Raw genomic sequence first — 19,119 nt, 5'->3', positions numbered from 1 at the left:
TAGATAGGTAACAGAATGGACCGATTGCATAGGTGACAGTTTTCTCCCTCGCCGGAGGACCCGGCGATGGTTTGGCGAGAGACTGGCATCATGGACGAGCGGCTTCGTTTTGTAGTGGATTGCCTTTCTGGCGAAGAGACGATGAGCGAGCTTTGTGCGGCCTACGGAATTTCGCGCAAGATCGGCTATAAATGGCTGGGTCGCTACCGGGAGTTTGGCCCGGAAGGTTTGCACGATCGGCCGCGAGCGCCGCTCAATCATGGCCGTGCGACAGCCCTTGATCTTGTCGAGCGGATCGTGGCGGCGAAGGAGACGCATCCGCTGTGGGGGCCCAAGAAGATCGTGGCGCGGCTCAAGCGCGCGGCTCCCGACTTGATCTGGCCGTCGGCCTCGACGGCAGGCGCTATCCTTGCACGGCATGGGCTTGTCAGCGCCCGCAAGCGGACCCGGCTGCGGGCCTGCGGCAATGGACCTTGGCCGGAGCCGCAAGGGCCGAACGCGGTGTGGACCGGCGATCACAAGGGCTGGTTCCGGACCCGTGACGGGTGGCGTTGCGAACCGTTGACGGTGATGGATGCGTCGAGCCGCTACTTGCTGGCGCTCGAAGCGACCGGCTCGACGGCGGATGCCGAGGCCTGGCCGGTATTCGAGCGGCTGTTTGAGGAGCATGGCCTGCCGGACCGGTTCCGAAGCGACAATGGCCCGCCCTTCGCGTCGGCCGGTGTCACCGGGCTGACACCGCTTGCGGTGCGCTTCATCAAACTCGGCATCGCCCTGGAGCGGATCGCGCCCGGCAAACCCCAGCAGAACGGGCGCCACGAGCGCTTTCATCTGACCCTGTTGCCGCTGGCCGAGGCACCGGAGGCCGACAGGGCGGCCCAGGGCCACGCCTTCGAGGCCTTCCGGCGCAGCTACAATGAAGAACGTCCCCATGAGGCGCTAGGCATGGACACTCCAGCCCAGCATTACAGATCCTCCCGGCGCGCCATGCCGACGATGCCGCCCGAGCCTGATTATCCGGCCGAGGCCGCGGTCCGTCATGTACGCCACAATGGCGAGATCAGGTGGAACGGCGGCTTCGTCTATGTCTCGCAGGCACTGGTTGGTGAAGCTGTCGCGGCCGCCCAAACCGAGGATGGTCAATGGGCTCTTTCCTTCCATGCACACCAGCTCGGCATCATCGACACAAGGCGTATGACGCTTGTCCGCTGCAGCGCCGCGCTAACCAATCCGCTTGGCGCTGCAGCGGACAAACAGGGGGAGAACTGTTACCTATGTATCCGGTTCAAACTGTTACCCATCTATCGGCTGGACACCGACCGCAGCCTCGGCGCCTATCTAGCAACATTCGAAATTGGCGAAATCATCGAAGAGAGCGCCCCTCTCCCCGTCACTATACGGGAAGAGGATGCCGGCAGGCAGGCCAGGGGCAGCGCCAACGTCCGAAAAAGGGTGGCAGCCCGCGAAGTTGAAACTGCCCGCTGCCTGCCGAGCTCGAACGAGGGAAGCTACTCCGCCGGCGCGCCGGCGACGTTCCTGCGCGTGGCGTCGATCATCTGCCGCCGCGCCCGGAACACGCCCCATTGCTGGTCGACGAGCACGCCGATCAGGATCACCCCGCCCATCACCGCGAAGTTCAGCGAGGACGGGATGCCAAGCAGGTTGACGAGGTTCTGCAGCTCCTGCAGCAGCACCGTGCCGAGGATGACGCCGATCAGCGAGCCTTCGCCGCCGCGCAGCGAGAAGCCGCCGAGTACGGCCGCGGCAATGGCATAGAGCTCGTAGAACTGGCCGTGGCTCGCCGGCGAGATCGAGCGCGTGTACATGGCGAAGTAGATCGCCGACAGCGCCGTCAGCACGCCGCAGATGACGTAGGCCGCCATGACGATGCGGCCCGTGCGAATGCCCGAATATTTCGCCGCTTCCTCGTTCTTGCCGATGGCGTAGAGATAGCGCCCGAATACCGAGCGGTGCAGCACCACCCACATGACGATGGCGATGATGATCAGCGCGATGAAGCTGTTCGGCACGCCCCAGCTGCGTCCGGCGGTGAGGAATTCGAGGTCCGGGAAATTCTGGCCGAAGGCGAAGCCCGCCGTGCCGTCGGCGGTGTAGAAGCGCGCCACGCCGCGGTAGATGAGCAAGCCGCACAGCGTCACCACGAAGGGCTGCAGCTTCAGCCGCGTGATCAGCCAGCCATGCACCAGGCCGATGATGGCGCCGAGCGCGATGATCAGCACGAAGGCCAGCGGCCAGTCCAGCTCGCGCACGGCGATGAAGTCGATGAACAGCGTGCCGAGCAGCGCGACAAGCGAGCCGACCGACAGTTCGATGCCGCCTGTGATGATGACGAAGGCCTGGCCGATCGAAAGGATGCCGAACAGCCCGATCAGGTTGGAGGTGTTGGCGAGGTTGATCGGCAACAGGAAGCGCGGATTGATGGCCGTCACGACGGCGCCGACCACCAAGATAAGGACCAGCAGGCCGAGATCCTTCTTGCTCATCGTTGTCCTCCCCTTGACGGCAGGGTCCACGGTTTTGCGGCCGGACCCTGTGGCAAACAAAACTATTTCGGCGTCTTGCCCACAGCCAGCAGAAGCACGTTCTCCTGGCTGAAATGATCCTTGTCGAGAATGCCGGATATCCGCCCCTCATGCATGACCGCGATGCGGTCCGACACCCCGATCACCTCTTCCATGTCGCTTGAGATCATCAGCACCGCGACGCCGGCATCGGCAAGCGCCCGCATCAGCCCGTAGATCTCGGCCTTGGCGCCGATGTCGATGCCGCGCGTCGGCTCGTCGAGGATCATCACCTTGGGGTTCATCGCCAGCCATTTGGCCAGCACCACCTTCTGCTGGTTGCCGCCCGACAGCGTGCCGGTGCGGGTCGCGACCGACGGCGCCTTGATGCCGAGATTGCTCTTCTGCTTCTCCGCGGTGGCAACTTCCGCGCTCGTCGAGACCAGCGAGCGCTTCGCATGCGCCGGCAGGTTGGGCAGCGAGATGTTCTGGGCAATCGATAGGTCGAGCAGGATACCGGTCAGCTTGCGATCCTCCGGCACCAGGAAGATGCCGCTCGCGACAGCCTCGGCGGCCGAGCCGAGCTTCAGCGTCTTGCCGTCGAGCGTAACGCTGCCGCCAAAGCATTCGTCGATGCCGAACAGCACGCGCGCCAGCTCGGTGCGGCCAGAGCCGACCAGACCGGCTAGTCCGAGGATTTCGCCATGGCGGACCTCGAGGTCGACGGGACGCTCCGGATAGGCGCTGGTGCGCACAGCCCGGACCGAGAGCGCGACGCCGCCCGGCGCATGCGCGGAATCCGAAACCCGCTCGCGTTCCTTCAGCATGCGGCCGATCATCAGCTTGACCATCTGGTCGTGGTCGATCTGGCTTTTCGCCAGCGTGCCGGCCAGCATGCCGTCGCGCAGCACGACGACGCGGTCGGCGACCCGCTCGACCTCGTGCAGCCGGTGCGAGATGAAGATGACGCTGATGCCTTCCACCTTCAGCGCCTTGATGACGTCGAGCAGCTTGTCGGTCTCGGCGATCGGCAGGCTGGAGGTCGGCTCGTCGAGGATCACCAGCCGCGCCTTGATCGACAGCGCCTTGGCGATCTCGACCATCTGCTGCTGGGCAAGCGACAGCGAGGCGACCGGCGCGTCGGCTGAGAAATTGGCGCCGACGCGCTTGAGCAGCGGCGCCACCATGTCGCGCAGCCTGCCGCGGTCGACCAGCTTCAGCGGCCCGGCCCGCAGCGGCTCGCGGCCGAAGAAGATATTGGCGGCGACGTCGAGATTCTCGAACAGATTGAGTTCCTGGTGCACAAAGGCGATGCCCGAACCGATGCTGGCTTCGACCGTGAGTCCCTCATGCGCGACGCCGTCGACGATGATGGTTCCGCTGTCCGGCCGCGTCACGCCGCCGAGGATCTTCATCAGCGTCGATTTGCCGGCGCCGTTCTCGCCGACCAGGCCGATCACCTCGCCCGGCCGCACCTCCATTGAGAAGCCGTCCAGCGCCACCACGCCGGGATAGGTTTTGCGCACGCCGTCCAGGCTCAGGAACGGAGCAATCGTGGATTGAGCGATGGATACGTCGGAATAATTCATCACGCCTGACAGCAGCCGGTGGGCGTTTGGCCTCAGACTGACGGGCCTTCGCGGGCCCGTCAATATGATCGCCGACTCAAGGCAGATCCCTGAGCCGGCGAAACGTGCGTCGTCCTACTTGCCGGCCATCGCCTTGAGGTTCGCGGCGTAGGCGTCGACATCGTCCTTGCCGATGATCTTTGTCGGCACGATGATCAGGCCGCCCTCCGGGATGCCCGACTTGTCGCCCTTGAGATAGGCGGCCATCAGCTTCATGCCCTGATAGGCCCACTCGAACGGCTGCTGCACCACGGTGGCGGCAACGGTGCCTTCCTTGACGCCGCCCAGCGTGATCGGATCGTCGTCGAAGCCGACGACGGTGATCTGGCCGAGCTTGCCGGCGTCGCGCAGGGCTTCATAGATACGCGGCGTGTTGTAGGAGTAGAAGCCGACCATGCAGGTGATGTCGGGGCTGGCGACCAGCGCGTCCTCGACATTCTTCTTGGCGCGCGCCTGATCGATGTCGTCGCCGCGAACGTCGACCAGCTCGATCTTGCTGCCCTTGAGCCCGTCCTTCATGCCTTCGATGCGTTCTTTGGCATTGTCGGCGCCGAGCAGGCCGACGAAGCCCAGGCACTTGCCGCCGTCCGGCATCGCCTTCTTGGCGATCTCGGCGGCCTGCTTGCCGGCATCGACGTTGGACGAGCCGATATAGGCGACGCGCTTGGTCTGCGGGGCGTCCGAATCGGTGGTGAACAGTGCCGTCTGGGACGCGATCTTGTTCAGCCCGTCGGTCGAGGTCTTGGGGTCGACGGCGGAGACCATGATGCCCTTGACGCCGGCGGTCACCAGGTCGTCCATCAGCCGCTGCTGGATGGCGACGGACGACTGCTCCGGATATTTCAGCTCCAGATTGTAGTCCGGAAGCTCGCCTTGCGCCTTCTTCACGCCGGCTTCCGCCGCCTTCCAGAAGTCGGATGCGCCGTTGACGACGAAGGCCAGCGTCGGCTTGTCGTCGGCGCGCGCGATCGCGCTTGCCGACAGGCCGAGCGCCAGGGCCGCGGCGGCGATGGACGCAGTTCGGATCACAGATTTCATGTTCAACCTCCCTTTTGAAACACAGACAGAATGTGTCGCTTGCGGCGCGGGCGCCCCTCTCCTCAAGGGTTTGGCCCCAGATCCGGCAACCTGAGAATGGCGCCAATCCAGCCGCGACCGAGACACTAGACACTCATTCGCAGTTCGTAAATAGTCCGATTTGTCTGACATTTTCGTGAGTGTGCGGCGACCCTCTTCCGGCGGCTTGCCGGCCCGATGGCGCACCGCATCGCACGCCTTTACGCCACCAGCCGGAAGCCCGGGTCCGGTAACGACGAGTTGACAGTAGAACGCTTACGGCTATTAGTAAATAGTATTAGTTATCGAGGATGGCCGATCCCGCCCGGGCGGGAGATCTGGCAGCCAAAGCAGAGCGCAAGGGAGGAATAAGAGCGCCAGCGGCAAAGCGGGCCATCGCGCGGAAATTCTAAGGAAAATCGTCAGCTTTGCTGACCTTGTCCGGTCGTTTCGTCGGCGTGCGGCGCGGCTGGCGCGGAACGCGTCGCGTGTGATAATAGTTATAATCAGCTGCATTTCGATAAATGAGCTTCCACGAAAGCCATCTTGCCGTTGCTGCCGGCCTTTGCTTAACAACCGGCCGGGGTTGGGAAAACGACCATGAGCGAACCGACGGAATTGCGCGATCCCCCGGAGGCGTCCAGGCGACGCGCCGCCAGGCCCAAAGGCCGCGTCACCATGACCGACATCGCCAGGGCCGCCGGCTGCTCGCAGGCGACGGTGTCGTTCGTACTCAACAATTCGCCCGGCATACGGCTCTCGCAGCAGACCCGCGACCGGGTGATCGAAGCGGCGCGGTCGCTGGGTTACTCGCCGCCGGTGTTTTCCGCCCTGCGGCCGCCGGTGACGCCCTTCGAGGGGCTGGACGGCGTCATCGGCTTCGCCGTCGACCAGCTCGCCACCAGCCCCGAGGCGGTGGTCGCCATCGAGGGCGCGCGCCAGGCCTCTTGGAATGCCGGCAACGTGCTGCTTGTCGCGCAGACCATGGGCGACGCCGTCATGGAGCCGCGCGCCATCCAGGCGCTGACCAGGCGCGGCATCTCGGCGCTGATCTACATGACCATCTTCACCCGCGAGATCGCGGCGCCCGAGTTCCTCTATAGCCTCGACATCCCGGTCATCCTGCTCAACTGCTACACCGCCGACTATGCCTTCCCGGCGGTAGTGCCCTCCGAGATCGCCGGCGGCCAGAGCGCGACAAGGCATCTCATCGGCCACGGCCACCGCCGTATCGCCACCATCACCGGCGAGCCCTGGATGCAAGCGGCTCAAGATAGGCTGAAAGGCTATCGCCGCGCGCTCGCCACCGCCGACATTCCTTTCGATCCGGAGCTGGTGGTCGAGGGCGACTGGTCGGCCAGCGCCGGCTATGCCGCGACCGTCAAATTGCTCGCCCTGAAGGAGCGCCCGACCGCCATCTTCTGCCAGAACGACCGCACCGCGATCGGCTGCTACGAGGCGCTGAAGGAGGCCGGCCTGCATATCCCCGAGGATATTTCCGTCGTCGGCTATGACGACGAGGAGATCGCCCGCCATCTGTTCCCGCCGCTGACGACATCGATCCTGCCGCATATGGCGATGGGCCAATGGGCGATCGAGCAGTTGGAAGCGCCGCCCACGCCGGGCCGCGGCCGCTATCCCATCACCAAGCTGGAATGCCCGCTGGTGGAGCGGGAGAGCGTGGGCAGGCTCGGGGTCCGGGACGCTACGGGGTGAGATCCTGCGAGCCTGTATTGACATTGTCATGACAATTGCTAGATATCTGATCCTGATGCAGGAGGATTTCGATGCCGCAGTCCAATCATGCCGGCCGCGATCGCGATGCGGCGCGAAAGGATGATGTGATTCAGATCCGCGCTTCGGCGGGGACGAAGGCCATTCTCAGCCGCGCCGCGGGTTTGCGCGGGCAGAAACTGTCGGAATTCATGCTGGACAGCGCCCGCAGGCAGGCTGAAGAAACCATTCTCGACCAGCGCGCCTTCTTTCTCGATGCCGACGCGCATCAGAAATTGCTCGATCTGCTCGACGCCCCCGACAAACCGAACGAGGAACTTCGCGCGCGCATGACGCGCAAGCCCGCCTGGGAGCGCTGATGCCTGCTGGTGGAGGGCCGGGGTTGCGGGTCAGCCCTCCGGAACGGCTGACCGTCGGCCACGATGTGTCCCCGTTTCGTAACGGCAGGCATCCCACGCTCGATGACTGGTTGCGCAATCGCGCTCTTGCCGGCGAGGGCCTGTCCGCCCGGACCTATGTGATCTGTGACGCGAACATGAATAATCGCGTCATCGGCTACTATGCGATCTCGACGGCGATGGAAGAACGGATCGCGCTGCCAAGCGCGAAGCTGAGGCGGGGTATGCCCGAGCAGGTCCCGCTGCTGCTGATCGGCCGCCTGGCGGTCGATCAGGCATTCCAGGGACTTGGGCTTGGCGGGGACCTGCTTGCCGATGCGCTGCGTCGCTGCTTGGCCGTGTCGGAGATCGCCGGGGTTCGCGCCGTGGTGGCGCATGCGATAGACGATGACGCCGTCGGCTTCTATCAGCGGCACGGCTTCATTCTGTCTCCGCTGGGCGAGCGAGTGATGCTGATGCCGATCGAGACAGTGCAGGCATTGTTCTCGAAAGTCTGAGTCGTCCGGCCGCTCGAACGACGAGGTCGTCTTACCACCACTTGGCATCGATCCCGTCGAGGACTAGCCTGAGGCCAGCGAAGGGAGAGCGAGATGACGTCGAGCTTCACCGTGCACCAGGCATCCGGCTACGAGCAGCTGATGGGACGCTGGAGCCGCAGGCTGGCGCCCAAATTCATCGACTTCGCCGGCCTGGCCGGCGGCGAGAAGATCCTCGACGTCGGCTGCGGCACCGGCAGCCTGACCTTCGAGCTGGCGAAATCCGCCGGCCTCGCCGAAATCCAGGCCATCGACTTCTCGCCCGTCTTCATCGAGGCGGCCAAGGCACGCAACACCGATTCGCGCATCACCTTCAGCCAAGCGGACGCTACCGCCTTGCCGTTCGCGGACGACGCATTCGACCGCGCCCTTGCCCTGCTCGTGCTCCACTTCGTGCCGGAAACCGGCAAGGCGGTGGCCGAGATGCGCCGCGTGACGCGGCCCGGCGGCGTGATCGCGGCGGTGGTGTGGGACCATCTCGGCGGCATGCCCGGCATGCGCATGATGATCGACACGGTTGCCGCGCTCAGCGAAAGCGGCCGCCAGATGCGCAGCCGCTATTGCTTCCAGCCGATGATGCAGCCGGGCGAGATGAAGCGGACCTTTGTCGAGCAGGGTCTTGCCGACGTCACCGAGACCGAGCTGATGATCCGCATGGACTATGCGGATTTCGACGACTACTGGGCGCCGATCGGCGCCGGCGAGGGGCCGCTCGGCAAATACATGTCCACGGTCGACGCCGCAGAGCGGACGCGCATCGAAGCCGCCGTCCGCGATGCCTATCAGGCCGGCCGGCCCGACGGCCCGCGCTCGTTCGCCAATGTCGCCTGGGCCTGCCGGGGCGTTGTTCGCTAGAGGCGTTTTCGCGCTAAGTACTTGTTTTGATGCAATTCCGGACGGAAAACCGCCGCGTACTTTTCCTGTAATTCCTCCAACGCCGACCATCAGCTTGACGACCTCGTCATGGTTGGTCTCGGAGATCTTGCGCTCGCCGGACACCCCGCGCCTCGGCACGGCAATGCGGTCGGAGACTGCAACGATGATGCCCGGCGCAGATCGCAACCAACCAATCTGTCGAGCGCGCCGCTCTGCGCCGCTTGGCTTTCCGGAATCTCAAAAAAGACTATGACAGATAGCAATACTATGCTATGCGGCATAGCAATAATGCTATTTGACATAGCGAATGATGGCAAGGGAGGAGCCACACAGTGCCGAGGTCGCGGTGTAATGGGTGAAGTCGGCCCCGTCTTGGTGATGGGGCCAGGCTGCATCCTCGATGCCACCGCGCTCGTTAGCCACTGCACCAAGCGCTTGAGCCTACAAAGTACCAAAGACATTCTGTGCGCTTGAGGCGTTGCCGCGAACAGCCTCCGGCAAGATTCACGTGCTGCGGGCGCTGGCAGCGGCAGGACCAGATGCCCCGCGCGCGCAGCAGAGCAATTGCGAATGTTTGCAAGGGAGGATCAACGAGTGAACATCCAAAGCAGGAGCTTCATCGACGAGGCGCGCTGGACCGGCAAGGCATTTCTGGGTGGCTGGCGTGAGACGGCTGCCGGCGTCGCCGAGGTGCGCAATCCCGCGACCGCCATGTTGGTGGCCTCGGTGGGCGTCGGCGGCGCGGCAGACATCGGGCAAGCCGCGGTTGGGGCTTATCTGGCGCAGCCGGCCTGGGCGGCGAAACGTCCCTCCGAGCGCGCGGCCATATTGAACAAGGCGGCCGATATCCTGGAAGCCAATGGCGAAGAGCTGGTCGGCTGGATAATGCGCGAATCCGGCTCCATCCGGGCGAAGGCGCAAATCGAGATCGATCACGGGGCAGCCTTCATCCGCCACGCCGCGGCTGCCGCTGTCGAGCCGAATGGCATCGCCCTTCCCACCATGGATGCTGGACGCCAGAACCATGCGCGGCGGGTGCCGCACGGCGTGGTCGGAATTATCTCGCCGTTCAATTTTCCGCTTGTCCTCTCTGTCCGCGCGATTGCCGCCGCTTTGGCGACAGGCAACGCCGTCGTCCACAAACCGGACCCGCGCACGCCGATTTCCGGTGGCATCATCATTGCACGCCTGTTCGAGGAAGCGGGCCTGCCCGCAGGTGTCCTCCATGTCGTCCCCGGCGGAATTGACGCCGGCGAGGCCCTCTGCACGGATGCGAACATCGCAATGGTCTCGTTCACGGGGTCGGCGGCCGCCGGGAGCCGGGTCGGCGAACTGGCCGGCAAGCATCTGAAGAAGGTTCAGCTTGAGCTCGGCGGCAAGAACGCCCTGATCATCCTCGATGATGCCGATCCGGACATCGCGGCGTCGAATGCCGCCTGGGGCTGCTTCCTGCATCAGGGCCAGATCTGCATGTCGACCGGTCTCATCCTTGTCGACGAGAAGCATGCCGATGCGATTGCTTCGCGCCTTGCCGCCAGGGCCGGACACCTGGTTGCCGGCGATCCCTCGACCGACCAGGTGGCGCTTGGCCCCATCATTTCCGATGCCCAGGTCGACAGAATCCAGGGCATCGTCGACGATGCCGTCGCCAAGGGCGCAAAGCTGCTCGCCGGAGGCAAGGCAAGCGGCCGCTTCTATCCGGCAACGGTTCTGTTCGGCATCGAGCGGGGGATGCGTGCGTTCGAGGAAGAGATCTTCGGGCCCGTCGCCTGCATTGCCCCGTTCCGCGACGAAGAGGCAGCGATCTCTCTCGTCAACAGCTCCGAATATGGCCTCGCCGCCGGCGTCATTTCGGCCTCCGTCGACCGCGCCCGGTCGGTTGGCGAAAGACTGGAGGTCGGCCATCTGCACATCAACGATCAGACCGTCAACGCCGGGCCGCACGCACCTTTCGGCGGCCGGCGGCGCTCGGGCAATGGCAGCCGCGTCTCAGGCCCGGCGATCTGGGAGGAATTCACGCAGTGGATGTGGATTTCCGTCAAGGAACAAGCAACGCTCTATCCATTTTGACCAATCCACGAAAGATCGAACCATGAATCTCTCCAACAAGCTTCTGGTCATTACGGGCGCGTCTTCGGGGATCGGAGCCGAGGTCGCCCGTCTCGCCCGCTTCCATGGCGCCAGGGTAATCGGCATCGACCGCAATGATCCCACGGTTACCCTGGATGGCTTCGTGAAGGCCGATCTCTCGAAGCCGGATACGATCGACGAGGCCGTTTCGTTCTTGCCCGCGCAATTCGATGGGCTGGTCAACGCGGCAGGCGTGCCGGGCACCGCCGACAAGGATACGGTCGCCCGCGTCAACTATCTCGGCCTGCGTCACCTGACCGAGACTGTGGTCGGCAGGCTTTCGCCGGGCGCGGCAATCGTCAACTTCGCCTCGATTTTGGGCGCCGCATGGCCGGAACGCCTCGCCCGGCACAAGGACCTGGCAACGACCGGGACCTTCCAGTCTGGTCATGATTGGTTGGCTGCGAATCCGGTTTCGCATGACACCTGCTATCAATATTTCAAGGAAGCCCTGATCGTCTGGACGTTCATGCGGGCGCAGCAGCTCTTCCTCTCGCGTGACATCCGCATGAATTCTGTTGCGCCCGGCCCGGTCTTTACGCCAATCCTCGGCGACTTCATCACCATGCTTGGTCAGGATCGGGTCGAGGTTGACAGTGGCAGAATGAAGCGCCCTGCCTTTGCAGACGAGATCGCCCCGGCCGTCGTCTTCCTGTGCTCGGACGCGGCGCGCTGGATCAATGGCGTCAACCTGCCGGTCGACGGTGGCCTGGCCTCCACCTATCTCTGACGCGGCGTTCTCGCGCGATCGGTGCGAAAGCTATGGATACTTACTTGAAATTGGCGCACCCGACAGGATTCGAACCTGTGACCTCTGCCTTCGGAGGGCAGCGCTCTATCCAGCTGAGCTACGGGTGCTTCCCGGTAAAACGAACCAGCCGGTGAACCAGCCAGCCACGGCTTCTTAGCGGAAGCACGCGAAGGCTTCAACGGCCAATTGGGGTGGCAAGGCATTTGACGCCACAGGAGCGGTTAGGCTTCCCGAGGGCGTATGTGGCGGTCAAGGCTGCGCCGTATCTGCGTCGTTAGCAACCTTGCTGCTCCGACGCCTCACCCCGCCGCCTCGCTCCTCGCCGCCCGCCGCCGCACCCCGCCCGCCGTCCGCTTCACCTTCTTCGCCCCTGTCAGCTCGTGCATGGCATCGAGCTGCATCTGCTGCATTTCCGCCAGCCGCTGCCATTGGCGCGAGATCAGGTAGTCGAGCTTTTCGTGCAGGTGCCGCACTTCCAGCTCGGCCTTCAGGTTCACCCGGTAGTCGTTGAAGGAGCGCAGCCGGTCCTTCGCTTCCTGCCGCTTCTGGCTCATCATGATCACCGGCGCCTGGATAGCGGCGATGCAGGACAGCATCAGGTTGAGCAGGATGAACGGGTAGGGGTCGAAGGCGCCCGCCATGCCCTCGAACAGGTTGATGCCGATCCAGATCAAGAGCACGCTGGCGAACGAGATCAGGAACCACCAGCTGCCGCCGAACTCGGCCATCGAGTCGGAGACGCGGTCGGCGAACGAGCGGTGCTCCTCGAACTCCTCTTCCGAGTTTTCCGAGATCGTGTCCTGCCTGGCGATCGATTCGACCACCTGGCGGTCGAGCTCGGAGAATTCGCCGTGCTCCTGCTGCAGCAGTTCTTCCATGTAGCGCATGCGGTAGCGGGCGAGCTCCTCGCGGCTGATGCGGGCGCCGCGCGGCAGGTCGGGATGGTCGGCGCGGATGCGGTCGGAAAGGCTCGGCCGCAAATCGTCGATGCGCACCAGGTCGCGCTTGCGGAATTTCCGGCCGCTGATCGCCGACGGTTTTTTCTTCGGTTTTACCCGCGATGCGGCAGGTCCGGCCGGGGCGGGCTCGGAATCCGGCACCTCCGGCGCTTCGAGGATCTCGTCGGCCGCTTCGTGCAGGTCTTCCGGCAAGGTGGAGGCCTCGAGATATTCGCCGGCCGAGTGGGTTTCGTCGTCTTCCGTCTTCTGCGCCTTCGGGTCGCCGGCCATGGTCAGTGCTCCTGTTTCGGCTTCTGCGATACGATACGCCAAGCCGGCGCGGCATATCCATCGCGACTGTGTAACTGGTGTGACCGAACAAGTTGTTGTGATGGGGGTGGTGCGGGCTGTGACTTGGTCGCGGAATGCGGCGGCGCAAGGTTGAGATCGGTGGTGATCCTTCGCGCCCCCCCTCTGTCCTGCCGGACATCTCCCCCTCAAGGGGGAGATCGGCAGCCTTGGCGCCGCGCCCCTCATTGACGTTGGAGGTTGGCGAAACCCGACGCGACATCCAATCTCCCCCTTGAGGGGGAGATGGCCGGCAGGCCAGAGGGGGGTGCCTCGGGCCGGCGTTTCGAAGCTTTTACGGTTCTGGCAAACCGGGAAGCGCCGACCCCGTCGGCTGCTGCCCGGCATACATCAGCCTTGTCTTGGCATCCGCCGCCATCGGCGAAAGGCTGCGCTGGATCAGTGCCTCGACATGGTCGTTGCGCTGGCGCGCGCTTTCGGCGCCCATCACCACCACGATCAGCTGGCGGCCGTCGGCATTGTAGGAAGTGACGATGTTGTAGCCGGAGGCCCTGATGTAGCCGGTCTTGATGCCGTCGACGCCGCGCACCCGGCCGAGCATGTCGTTGTGGCCGCGCACCAGCCGGCCGCGGAACATGAAGTCGCTCTCGGAGAAATAGTGGAAATGCTGCGGGAAGCGGTTGCGTAGCGCCATGCCCAGCACCGCCATGTCGCGCGCCGTCGTCATCTGGCTGCCGTCGGGCAAGCCCGAAGCGTTGCGGAAGGAGGTGCTCGTCATGCCGAGGCTTCGCGCCTTGGTGGTCATCATGGCGGCGAACTGGTCCTGCGAGCCGCCGAGATATTCGCCGACCGCCACCGCCACGTCATTGGCCGATTTGACCACGATGGCCCGGATGGCGGAATCGACGTCGATCGTCTCGCCGCGCCTGAAGCGCAGCTTGGTCGGCGGCTGCCGGGAGGCATTGTCCGAAACCGGGATCTGCGTCTCCTTGCTCACCCGGCCGCTCTCCAGCGCCTCGAACAGCAGATAGAGCGTCATCATCTTGGTCAGCGAGGCCGGATAGCGCTGCGCCGTCGAATTGACCTCGAACAGCTGCTTGCCGCTGCGCGCATCGACGACGATCGCCGCATAGCGCTGCGGCTGCGCCGGCACCCCCAATACACTGTCGGGCGGCGCGACGGTGGTGCAGCCGGCGACCATCGCCAGCAGCGCGAACGCCATCAAGATCTTCTGGAGGAGCGGGAAAGGGTCGGACAGGCGCAAGTCGAATCCGGCTGTTGCTGAGAGGGCCGGACCCTAGCCTAAGCCGATTGCTGCGTCCAACTGGTTAACGGGGGTCTCAAAGCTGTCTCAACAGCTTAAGGGTGGCGACGGGCTCGGAACGACACCAAAGCCGGCGCTGCCCCTCACCTGCCTGCCGGCACCCTCTCCCCGTATAGTGACGGGGCGAGGGGCGCTGTCATCGCCGGTTTCGCCAATCACCAACGTTGCAAGAAGGGCGCCAATGCTGCGGCCAGCCCCTTTCTCCCCGTCACTATACGGGGAGAAATGCCCGGCAGGGCAATGAGGGGCGGCGCCAACATCGGCAAATTGGCGATTCCTGCGCGAGCGGCGCTATACCTTGCCGCTCGTAGCTATCACTTCGTCGGTAGACACCTCCCACACCCCACCGCCCCGAAAACGCCCGCTTGCTGTCCTGTTTTCCCGGCGGGGCCGCGCTGCTACCATGCGCGCGGATTTGGTTTGGGGGATCGACATGACAGGTGACATCGGCGCCGCCGCACCATCTCTTATCCGGGCATCGCTCAGCCGCACCGGCAAATGGGCCGGCAGCGTCGCTTTCGTCAGCGGCGCGGTGTCGGACGTGCTCAACCCGCTCGGGCCGTTCGCCGCCTATATCGCGCTCGTCGCTTCCGTTGCGGCCGCGATCATCGCCATCGCCATCGTGCTGAGGCTTGTGCTGGCGACCAAGGCCATGCCGGCGCTGATCTTCGCCACAAGTGCGGCGGCGATCGCCGGCGGCGTCTACACCGTGCAGCAGGAAACGAATTCGCAGAACGGCATCATCGCCACTCTGGTGCCGGCGGTGGCCGAGCTGCAGCAGTCGCTGGGCATCGTCTCCGAAAAGGTCGCCAGGATCGAAAGGACGGTCACCGAGACGCAAAAGACGGTCGAGGAGGTCAAGAAATCGACCGACACGGTGGCGCAGAAGACGCAGGAGATAGCCGCCGCCGAAAAACAGCAGACCGAGCAGGGCGCCGAAACCCAGAAGGCGGTCGAGGCGGTCAAGCAATCGACCGACACCGTCGCGCAGAAGGCCGAGGAGATCGCCTCGGCACAGAAACAGCAGACCGAGCAGGGCGCCGAAACCCAGAAGGCGGTCGAGGCGGTCAAGCAGACCACCGACACGCTGGCCGCCGGCCAGCAGCAGGCGGCCGCGCAGGCCGAGAAGCTGCAGGCGACGACCGAGCAGATTGCCGCTTCCATCGACACCATCGCCAAGGGCTTTGCCGCGCTCGCCGCGCAGGGCGGCGCGATCGCCGACCCCAAGCGTCCCGATGAGTACTATCACAATGCCCGCGTCTACGAATTGTCGGGCGACATGCTCAACGCCAGGCGGTCCTATCTCGCCTTCGCCAACTTCGATGTCGACGCCATCGACCCTTATACGCGCTTCGCCACCTTGCTTCGGGTCCAGGACGGTAAGGCCGGCGCCCGCGAGGTGTTCGGCCAGTTGGCCGACAAGGCCAAGGCGTCGGCGATCAAGCTCGTCCATCTCGAGCAGTTCGACGATGCCCAGCGTCTCGACAAGCTGAACACCTTCATAGCGGCCCATCCCGACTATGCGCCTGCCTATTTCCTCCTGGCGCAGGAGTTTTCCGAGGATCGCCTCGGTAGCCAGTCGCTGTCCGACAAGCGCAGCGAGGCCGAGGCGCTGACCAAGTTCGTCTCCTACGAGAAGGATGGCGGGCTGCTCAAATATTTCGTCGACCAGAGGGAGCTCGCCGACTGGCTGGAGCGCAGCCGCAGCCGGCTGGCCGCCGTCGGCGACGTGCTCGATCCGCAGCGCTTCGCCCCGACATTGACGCCGATGCGCTCCAATGCCGGCTGGACGATCACCATTTCGCTGCCCGAGGCGGCGACCGGCATTTCCTGGCGCCTCGGCGAGACCGGCCCGTTCACCGACACCGGGCTGATGGCGATGAACGACCAGCGGACGGGCAAGCCGATGCCCAATTCGAGCTTCGAATTGCCGGACAGCACCACGGCCACCACGATCGGCATCAAATATCTCGACATCAGGGGCCGCGAGACCGGCCCGTTCGCCATAAGATTCGATCCGGACTCGGCGCTGCAGCAAGGCGACAAGCAGATCCTCGACCAGTTCTGGACCTCGTGGATCGCCTTCGACGCCGGCGGCAACAACGGCCTGGTCTATTTCACGCAAATGCTGTCCTACCGCTGCGCCATCAAGGAGGTGCATTACGGCCTGGACGGCGCCGCCCCCGACAAGGAAATCAAGATGCCGCCCTGCGACAAGAAGGACCCCTACGCCATCCCCTACGACTACCAGCCCTATTTCAAGGTCGCCGACAGCGTGAAGTCGATGTCGGTGCAGGTGACCTATACGGATGGCACCAAGTCGCCGGTCAGGGAGTATAAAAGGCAGTAGGGGCGGCCCGTTTGTAGCGTCTCAACCTACCGCACCCTTTCTAACGTTGGCGCCGCCCCTCACCTGCCTGCCGGCATTCTCTCCCGGTATAGTGACGGGGAGAGGGGCGCTCTCATCGCCGGTTTCGCCAATCAGCAACGCTGCAGGAGGGCACCGGCGCTGCGGCCAGCCCATTTCTCCCCGTCACTATACGGGGAGAAATGCCCGGCAGGGCAATGAGGGGCGGCGCCGACTTCCATTCTGATGCAAAATGCCTTTCGCAGCGCTTGCACTTCGCACACCACGCGGGCTTTGCTGGCGCCAAAGATTCGCGAGGGTGACAGGCATGGATACGGTCACGATCAAGGCAAAGGGCATTTCGGTCACGCTCGACCTTGCGGTCGGCCACATCGCCGACATGACGGTCGAGGCCGACGGCCGCCGCCTGCAGCCTCTGCATCGCGCGCCCTGGGTCGGCGCGCCGCGCGAGAGCCTGCCGCAAGACCTGCCGGAAGGCACGGTACGGCTCTCTGGCGATTTCCTCTGCGCGCCGTTTTCGCGCGCCGATGTCGAGGAGGCGCCGCTGCATGGCTGGCCGGCCAACAGCGCCTGGGACCTGGTTGAAGATAGCGCCATCAGCGATGGCTGGCGCGCCAGCTTCCGGCTGCGCCGCAAGGTCATGGGTGCCAGCGTCGACAAGGTGCTGACGCTGCGTGACAACCACCCCTTCCTCTATCAGGAGCATGTCTTTTTCGGCGGCGCCGGCGCCATTTCCGTCGCCCACCATCCAATGACGGTGATGCGCGGTGGCGGGTCTCTCGCCTTCTCGCCGAAACGCTACGCGGCGAGTCCGGCCGACCCGCTGGAGCCCGACCCGGCGCGCGGCCGTTTCTTGCTCGCCTATCCTGCACGCTCCGCCGATCTCCGGCATTTTCCCACCGCCGCTGGCGGCACCGCCGATCTCACCGACTACCGCATGGAGGACAGGCGCGAGGATTTCCTGACGCTGGTCGAGGCCGATCATGGCGGGCCGGGCTGGACGGCTTTGGCGCGCCATGCCGAGCAGGATCTTGTTCTGGTGCTGAAAAACGCGGCCGAACTGCCCATCACCATGCTGTGGTTCAGCAATGGCGGCCGCGACTATGCGCCGTGGAGTGGCCGCCATCTCGGCGTGCTCGGCATCGAGGACGGCCGCGCCGCGGTCGGCCATGCCGCCTCGCTCGGCGACAACTGGCTGAAGCGCGAAGGCGTCGCCACCGCCTTTGCGCTTGCCGAAGGCCGCAGCGTTTCCTTCCGCCACGTCATCGGCGCCGTGCCTTTCTCTGACGGCGAGCCGCCGCGCGACTTTGAGACCGCGCGCGATCACATGCGCATCGCCGGTGCCGACGGCACGGTTCGGGAGATCGCCTTCGACGGGGATTTCCTGCGCCTTGGCCGCTCGGTTCCGGCCTGAGCGCCGGGCATCCCGCGCGGGTTTGAAATTTCCGCCGACTGCCGCCAAGATGTGGCCGAAAATCGCTACCGGAAAGGCGCCGATGTCCGAGATCGCCCATATCACAGCCGCCATCTTCAAGCGCGCCGGCAAGGCCAAGCGCTTCATCGTCGCCATCGCCGGACCTCCGGGCGCCGGCAAGTCGACCCTGTCCGGCAGGCTGCATGACCTGCTGCCGGAAGGCGCTTCCGAAGTCGTGCCGATGGATGGCTTCCACTTTGACGATATCGTGCTCAACCGCCGTGGCCTGCGCTGGCGCAAGGGCGCCCCGGAAACCTTCGATTTCGGCGGCTTCGAGACGCTGCTGAAGCGCATCCGTTCGGGCGAGCCGGACATTGCCATTCCGGTGTTCGACCGCAGCATGGAACTGTCGCGCGCCGCGGCCGAAATCATTGGCGCCGACACCAAGTTCATCCTGGTCGAGGGCAATTATCTGCTGCTCGACGAGGAGCCTTGGTCCCGTCTGGCGCCTCTGTTCGATTTCACCATCTTCGTCGACGTGCCGCGGGGCGAGCTCGAGCGCCGCCTGATGGAGCGCTGGCGCGGCCATGGTCGCTCCGACGAGGACGCCCGCGCCTGGATCGCCTCCAACGACATGCCCAACATCGATCGCGTGCTGGCCCGGCGGCGGGTCGCCGATCTCGTCATCGGCGAACCGGGCTAAGGCGAACTCGTTCAATTTGCAGCAATTTCCGAGCGGAACCTTAAGACTTTCCGGTCGTTATGCCGACATCCTGATTGTGTCGTTTGAAGGACTCGTCCGATGGCTACCAGCACAAGAAAACCCGTCAAGGGCAAGGCAGCTCCGCGCAAGGCCACCCAAGCGAAAACCGGCGCCGGCCCGGCAATCGCCGAGCGCTCGAAGGATGCCAAGCCAGCCTTCGGCAAGGCGGCGCCCAAGAAGGTGGTGCCGGGCGCGGTGCACAAGGCCGCCGTGAAGGCGCCGAAGTCGCACAAGCCGGCGGCCGCCAAGTCGGGCCCGATCCGCACCGTGGCAAGCATTGCAACCGGCGCGGTGGCCGCCACAGCGCGGCTCGCGGCTTCGGTGATTGGCAAGGGTGGCGCGAAAGCCAAGGCGAAGTAGGCGGAGAGATCG

15 protein-coding genes, 1 tRNA gene and 2 pseudogenes are annotated in these 19,119 nt (G+C 64.7%); 11 read left to right on the top strand and 7 right to left on the bottom strand.

Annotation, left to right across the window (positions count from 1 at the left end):
- Window positions 1–66: 66 nt before the first annotated feature.
- Window positions 67–1,218, top strand: a pseudogene (locus EJ073_RS18795) (integrase core domain-containing protein); the annotation flags it as partial.
- A 290-nt stretch (window positions 1,219–1,508) separates the two neighbouring features.
- Here EJ073_RS18795 and EJ073_RS18790 read toward each other — a convergent pair.
- From EJ073_RS18790 to EJ073_RS18780, 3 genes are all read right to left on the bottom strand, one after another.
- A complete protein-coding gene (locus EJ073_RS18790; RefSeq protein ID WP_126057072.1) occupies window positions 1,509–2,504 on the bottom strand; it encodes an ABC transporter permease in 996 nt (331 codons plus the stop codon).
- A 62-nt stretch (window positions 2,505–2,566) separates the two neighbouring features.
- Entirely contained in the window at window positions 2,567–4,111 is a 1,545-nt protein-coding gene (locus EJ073_RS18785; protein WP_126059274.1) for a sugar ABC transporter ATP-binding protein, read from the bottom strand.
- A 114-nt stretch (window positions 4,112–4,225) separates the two neighbouring features.
- Window positions 4,226–5,188, bottom strand: coding sequence for a sugar-binding protein (locus EJ073_RS18780; protein ID WP_126057071.1), 963 nt, complete (start codon window positions 5,186–5,188; stop codon window positions 4,226–4,228).
- Window positions 5,189–5,806: 618 nt separating this feature from the next.
- On the opposite strand from EJ073_RS18780, the gene EJ073_RS18775 reads away from it, so the two are divergent.
- From EJ073_RS18775 to EJ073_RS18760, 4 genes are all read left to right on the top strand, one after another.
- Complete coding sequence (locus EJ073_RS18775) at window positions 5,807–6,922, top strand: LacI family DNA-binding transcriptional regulator (RefSeq protein WP_189347671.1); 1,116 nt, start codon at window positions 5,807–5,809, stop codon at window positions 6,920–6,922.
- A 71-nt stretch (window positions 6,923–6,993) separates the two neighbouring features.
- Window positions 6,994–7,299 carry a DUF1778 domain-containing protein gene (locus EJ073_RS18770; protein ID WP_126057070.1) on the top strand — a complete coding sequence of 102 codons (306 nt, stop codon included), beginning with the start codon at window positions 6,994–6,996 and terminating at the stop codon, window positions 7,297–7,299.
- Window positions 7,299–7,835 (top strand): GNAT family N-acetyltransferase, encoded by a 537-nt coding sequence (locus tag EJ073_RS18765; RefSeq protein ID WP_126057069.1) that lies wholly within the window; start codon window positions 7,299–7,301, stop codon window positions 7,833–7,835. Before EJ073_RS18770 ends, EJ073_RS18765 begins: the two co-directional genes overlap by 1 nt.
- Window positions 7,836–7,928: 93 nt before the next feature.
- Window positions 7,929–8,729, top strand: coding sequence for a class I SAM-dependent methyltransferase (locus tag EJ073_RS18760; protein WP_126057068.1), 801 nt, complete (start codon window positions 7,929–7,931; stop codon window positions 8,727–8,729).
- Window positions 8,730–8,810: 81 nt separating this feature from the next.
- On the opposite strand, the pseudogene EJ073_RS32955 reads toward EJ073_RS18760, so the two are convergent.
- Window positions 8,811–8,915 (bottom strand): annotated as a pseudogene (locus EJ073_RS32955) (sugar ABC transporter ATP-binding protein); the annotation flags it as partial.
- Window positions 8,916–9,344: 429 nt separating this feature from the next.
- On the opposite strand from EJ073_RS32955, the gene EJ073_RS18750 reads away from it, so the two are divergent.
- Together EJ073_RS18750 and EJ073_RS18745 are read left to right on the top strand one after the other, a co-directional pair.
- The gene (locus EJ073_RS18750; RefSeq protein WP_210211256.1) at window positions 9,345–10,820 is read left to right on the top strand and encodes a benzaldehyde dehydrogenase; all 1,476 of its coding nucleotides are present in this window, start codon (window positions 9,345–9,347) and stop codon (window positions 10,818–10,820) included.
- Entirely contained in the window at window positions 10,726–11,610 is an 885-nt protein-coding gene (locus tag EJ073_RS18745) for a coniferyl-alcohol dehydrogenase (protein ID WP_245455286.1), read from the top strand. The genes EJ073_RS18750 and EJ073_RS18745 overlap by 95 nt, the downstream gene beginning before the upstream one ends.
- Window positions 11,611–11,661: 51 nt before the next feature.
- On the opposite strand, the gene EJ073_RS18740 is transcribed toward EJ073_RS18745, so the two are convergent.
- From EJ073_RS18740 to EJ073_RS18725, 3 genes are all read right to left on the bottom strand, one after another.
- Window positions 11,662–11,738, bottom strand: a tRNA-Arg gene (locus tag EJ073_RS18740).
- Window positions 11,739–11,930: 192 nt separating this feature from the next.
- Window positions 11,931–12,860 carry a DUF1003 domain-containing protein gene (locus EJ073_RS18735; protein WP_126057066.1) on the bottom strand — a complete coding sequence of 310 codons (930 nt, stop codon included), beginning with the start codon at window positions 12,858–12,860 and terminating at the stop codon, window positions 11,931–11,933.
- 352 nt (window positions 12,861–13,212) lie between these two features.
- Window positions 13,213–14,100 carry a D-alanyl-D-alanine carboxypeptidase family protein gene (locus EJ073_RS18725; protein WP_126057065.1) on the bottom strand — a complete coding sequence of 296 codons (888 nt, stop codon included), beginning with the start codon at window positions 14,098–14,100 and terminating at the stop codon, window positions 13,213–13,215.
- A 535-nt stretch (window positions 14,101–14,635) separates the two neighbouring features.
- Between EJ073_RS18725 and EJ073_RS18720 the strand changes: the two genes are divergently transcribed.
- The 4 genes from EJ073_RS18720 to EJ073_RS18705 all read left to right on the top strand — a co-directional run bounded on the left by EJ073_RS18720 (window position 14,636) and on the right by EJ073_RS18705 (window position 19,107).
- The gene (locus EJ073_RS18720; RefSeq protein ID WP_126057064.1) at window positions 14,636–16,552 is read left to right on the top strand and encodes a methyl-accepting chemotaxis protein; all 1,917 of its coding nucleotides are present in this window, start codon (window positions 14,636–14,638) and stop codon (window positions 16,550–16,552) included.
- 325 nt (window positions 16,553–16,877) lie between these two features.
- Window positions 16,878–17,984 (top strand): hypothetical protein, encoded by a 1,107-nt coding sequence (locus EJ073_RS18715; protein WP_126057063.1) that lies wholly within the window; start codon window positions 16,878–16,880, stop codon window positions 17,982–17,984.
- An 82-nt stretch (window positions 17,985–18,066) separates the two neighbouring features.
- The gene (locus EJ073_RS18710) at window positions 18,067–18,687 is read left to right on the top strand and encodes a nucleoside triphosphate hydrolase (protein WP_126057062.1); all 621 of its coding nucleotides are present in this window, start codon (window positions 18,067–18,069) and stop codon (window positions 18,685–18,687) included.
- 99 nt (window positions 18,688–18,786) lie between these two features.
- Complete coding sequence (locus tag EJ073_RS18705) at window positions 18,787–19,107, top strand: hypothetical protein (RefSeq protein ID WP_126057061.1); 321 nt, start codon at window positions 18,787–18,789, stop codon at window positions 19,105–19,107.
- The last annotated feature ends 12 nt before the right edge of the window (window positions 19,108–19,119 follow it).

This window comes from Mesorhizobium sp. M4B.F.Ca.ET.058.02.1.1 (assembly GCF_003952505.1).
GTDB lineage: Bacteria > Pseudomonadota > Alphaproteobacteria > Rhizobiales > Rhizobiaceae > Mesorhizobium.
Note: the sequence above shows the minus strand (reverse complement) of the source record. Positions and strands in the feature narration are given on the sequence as shown.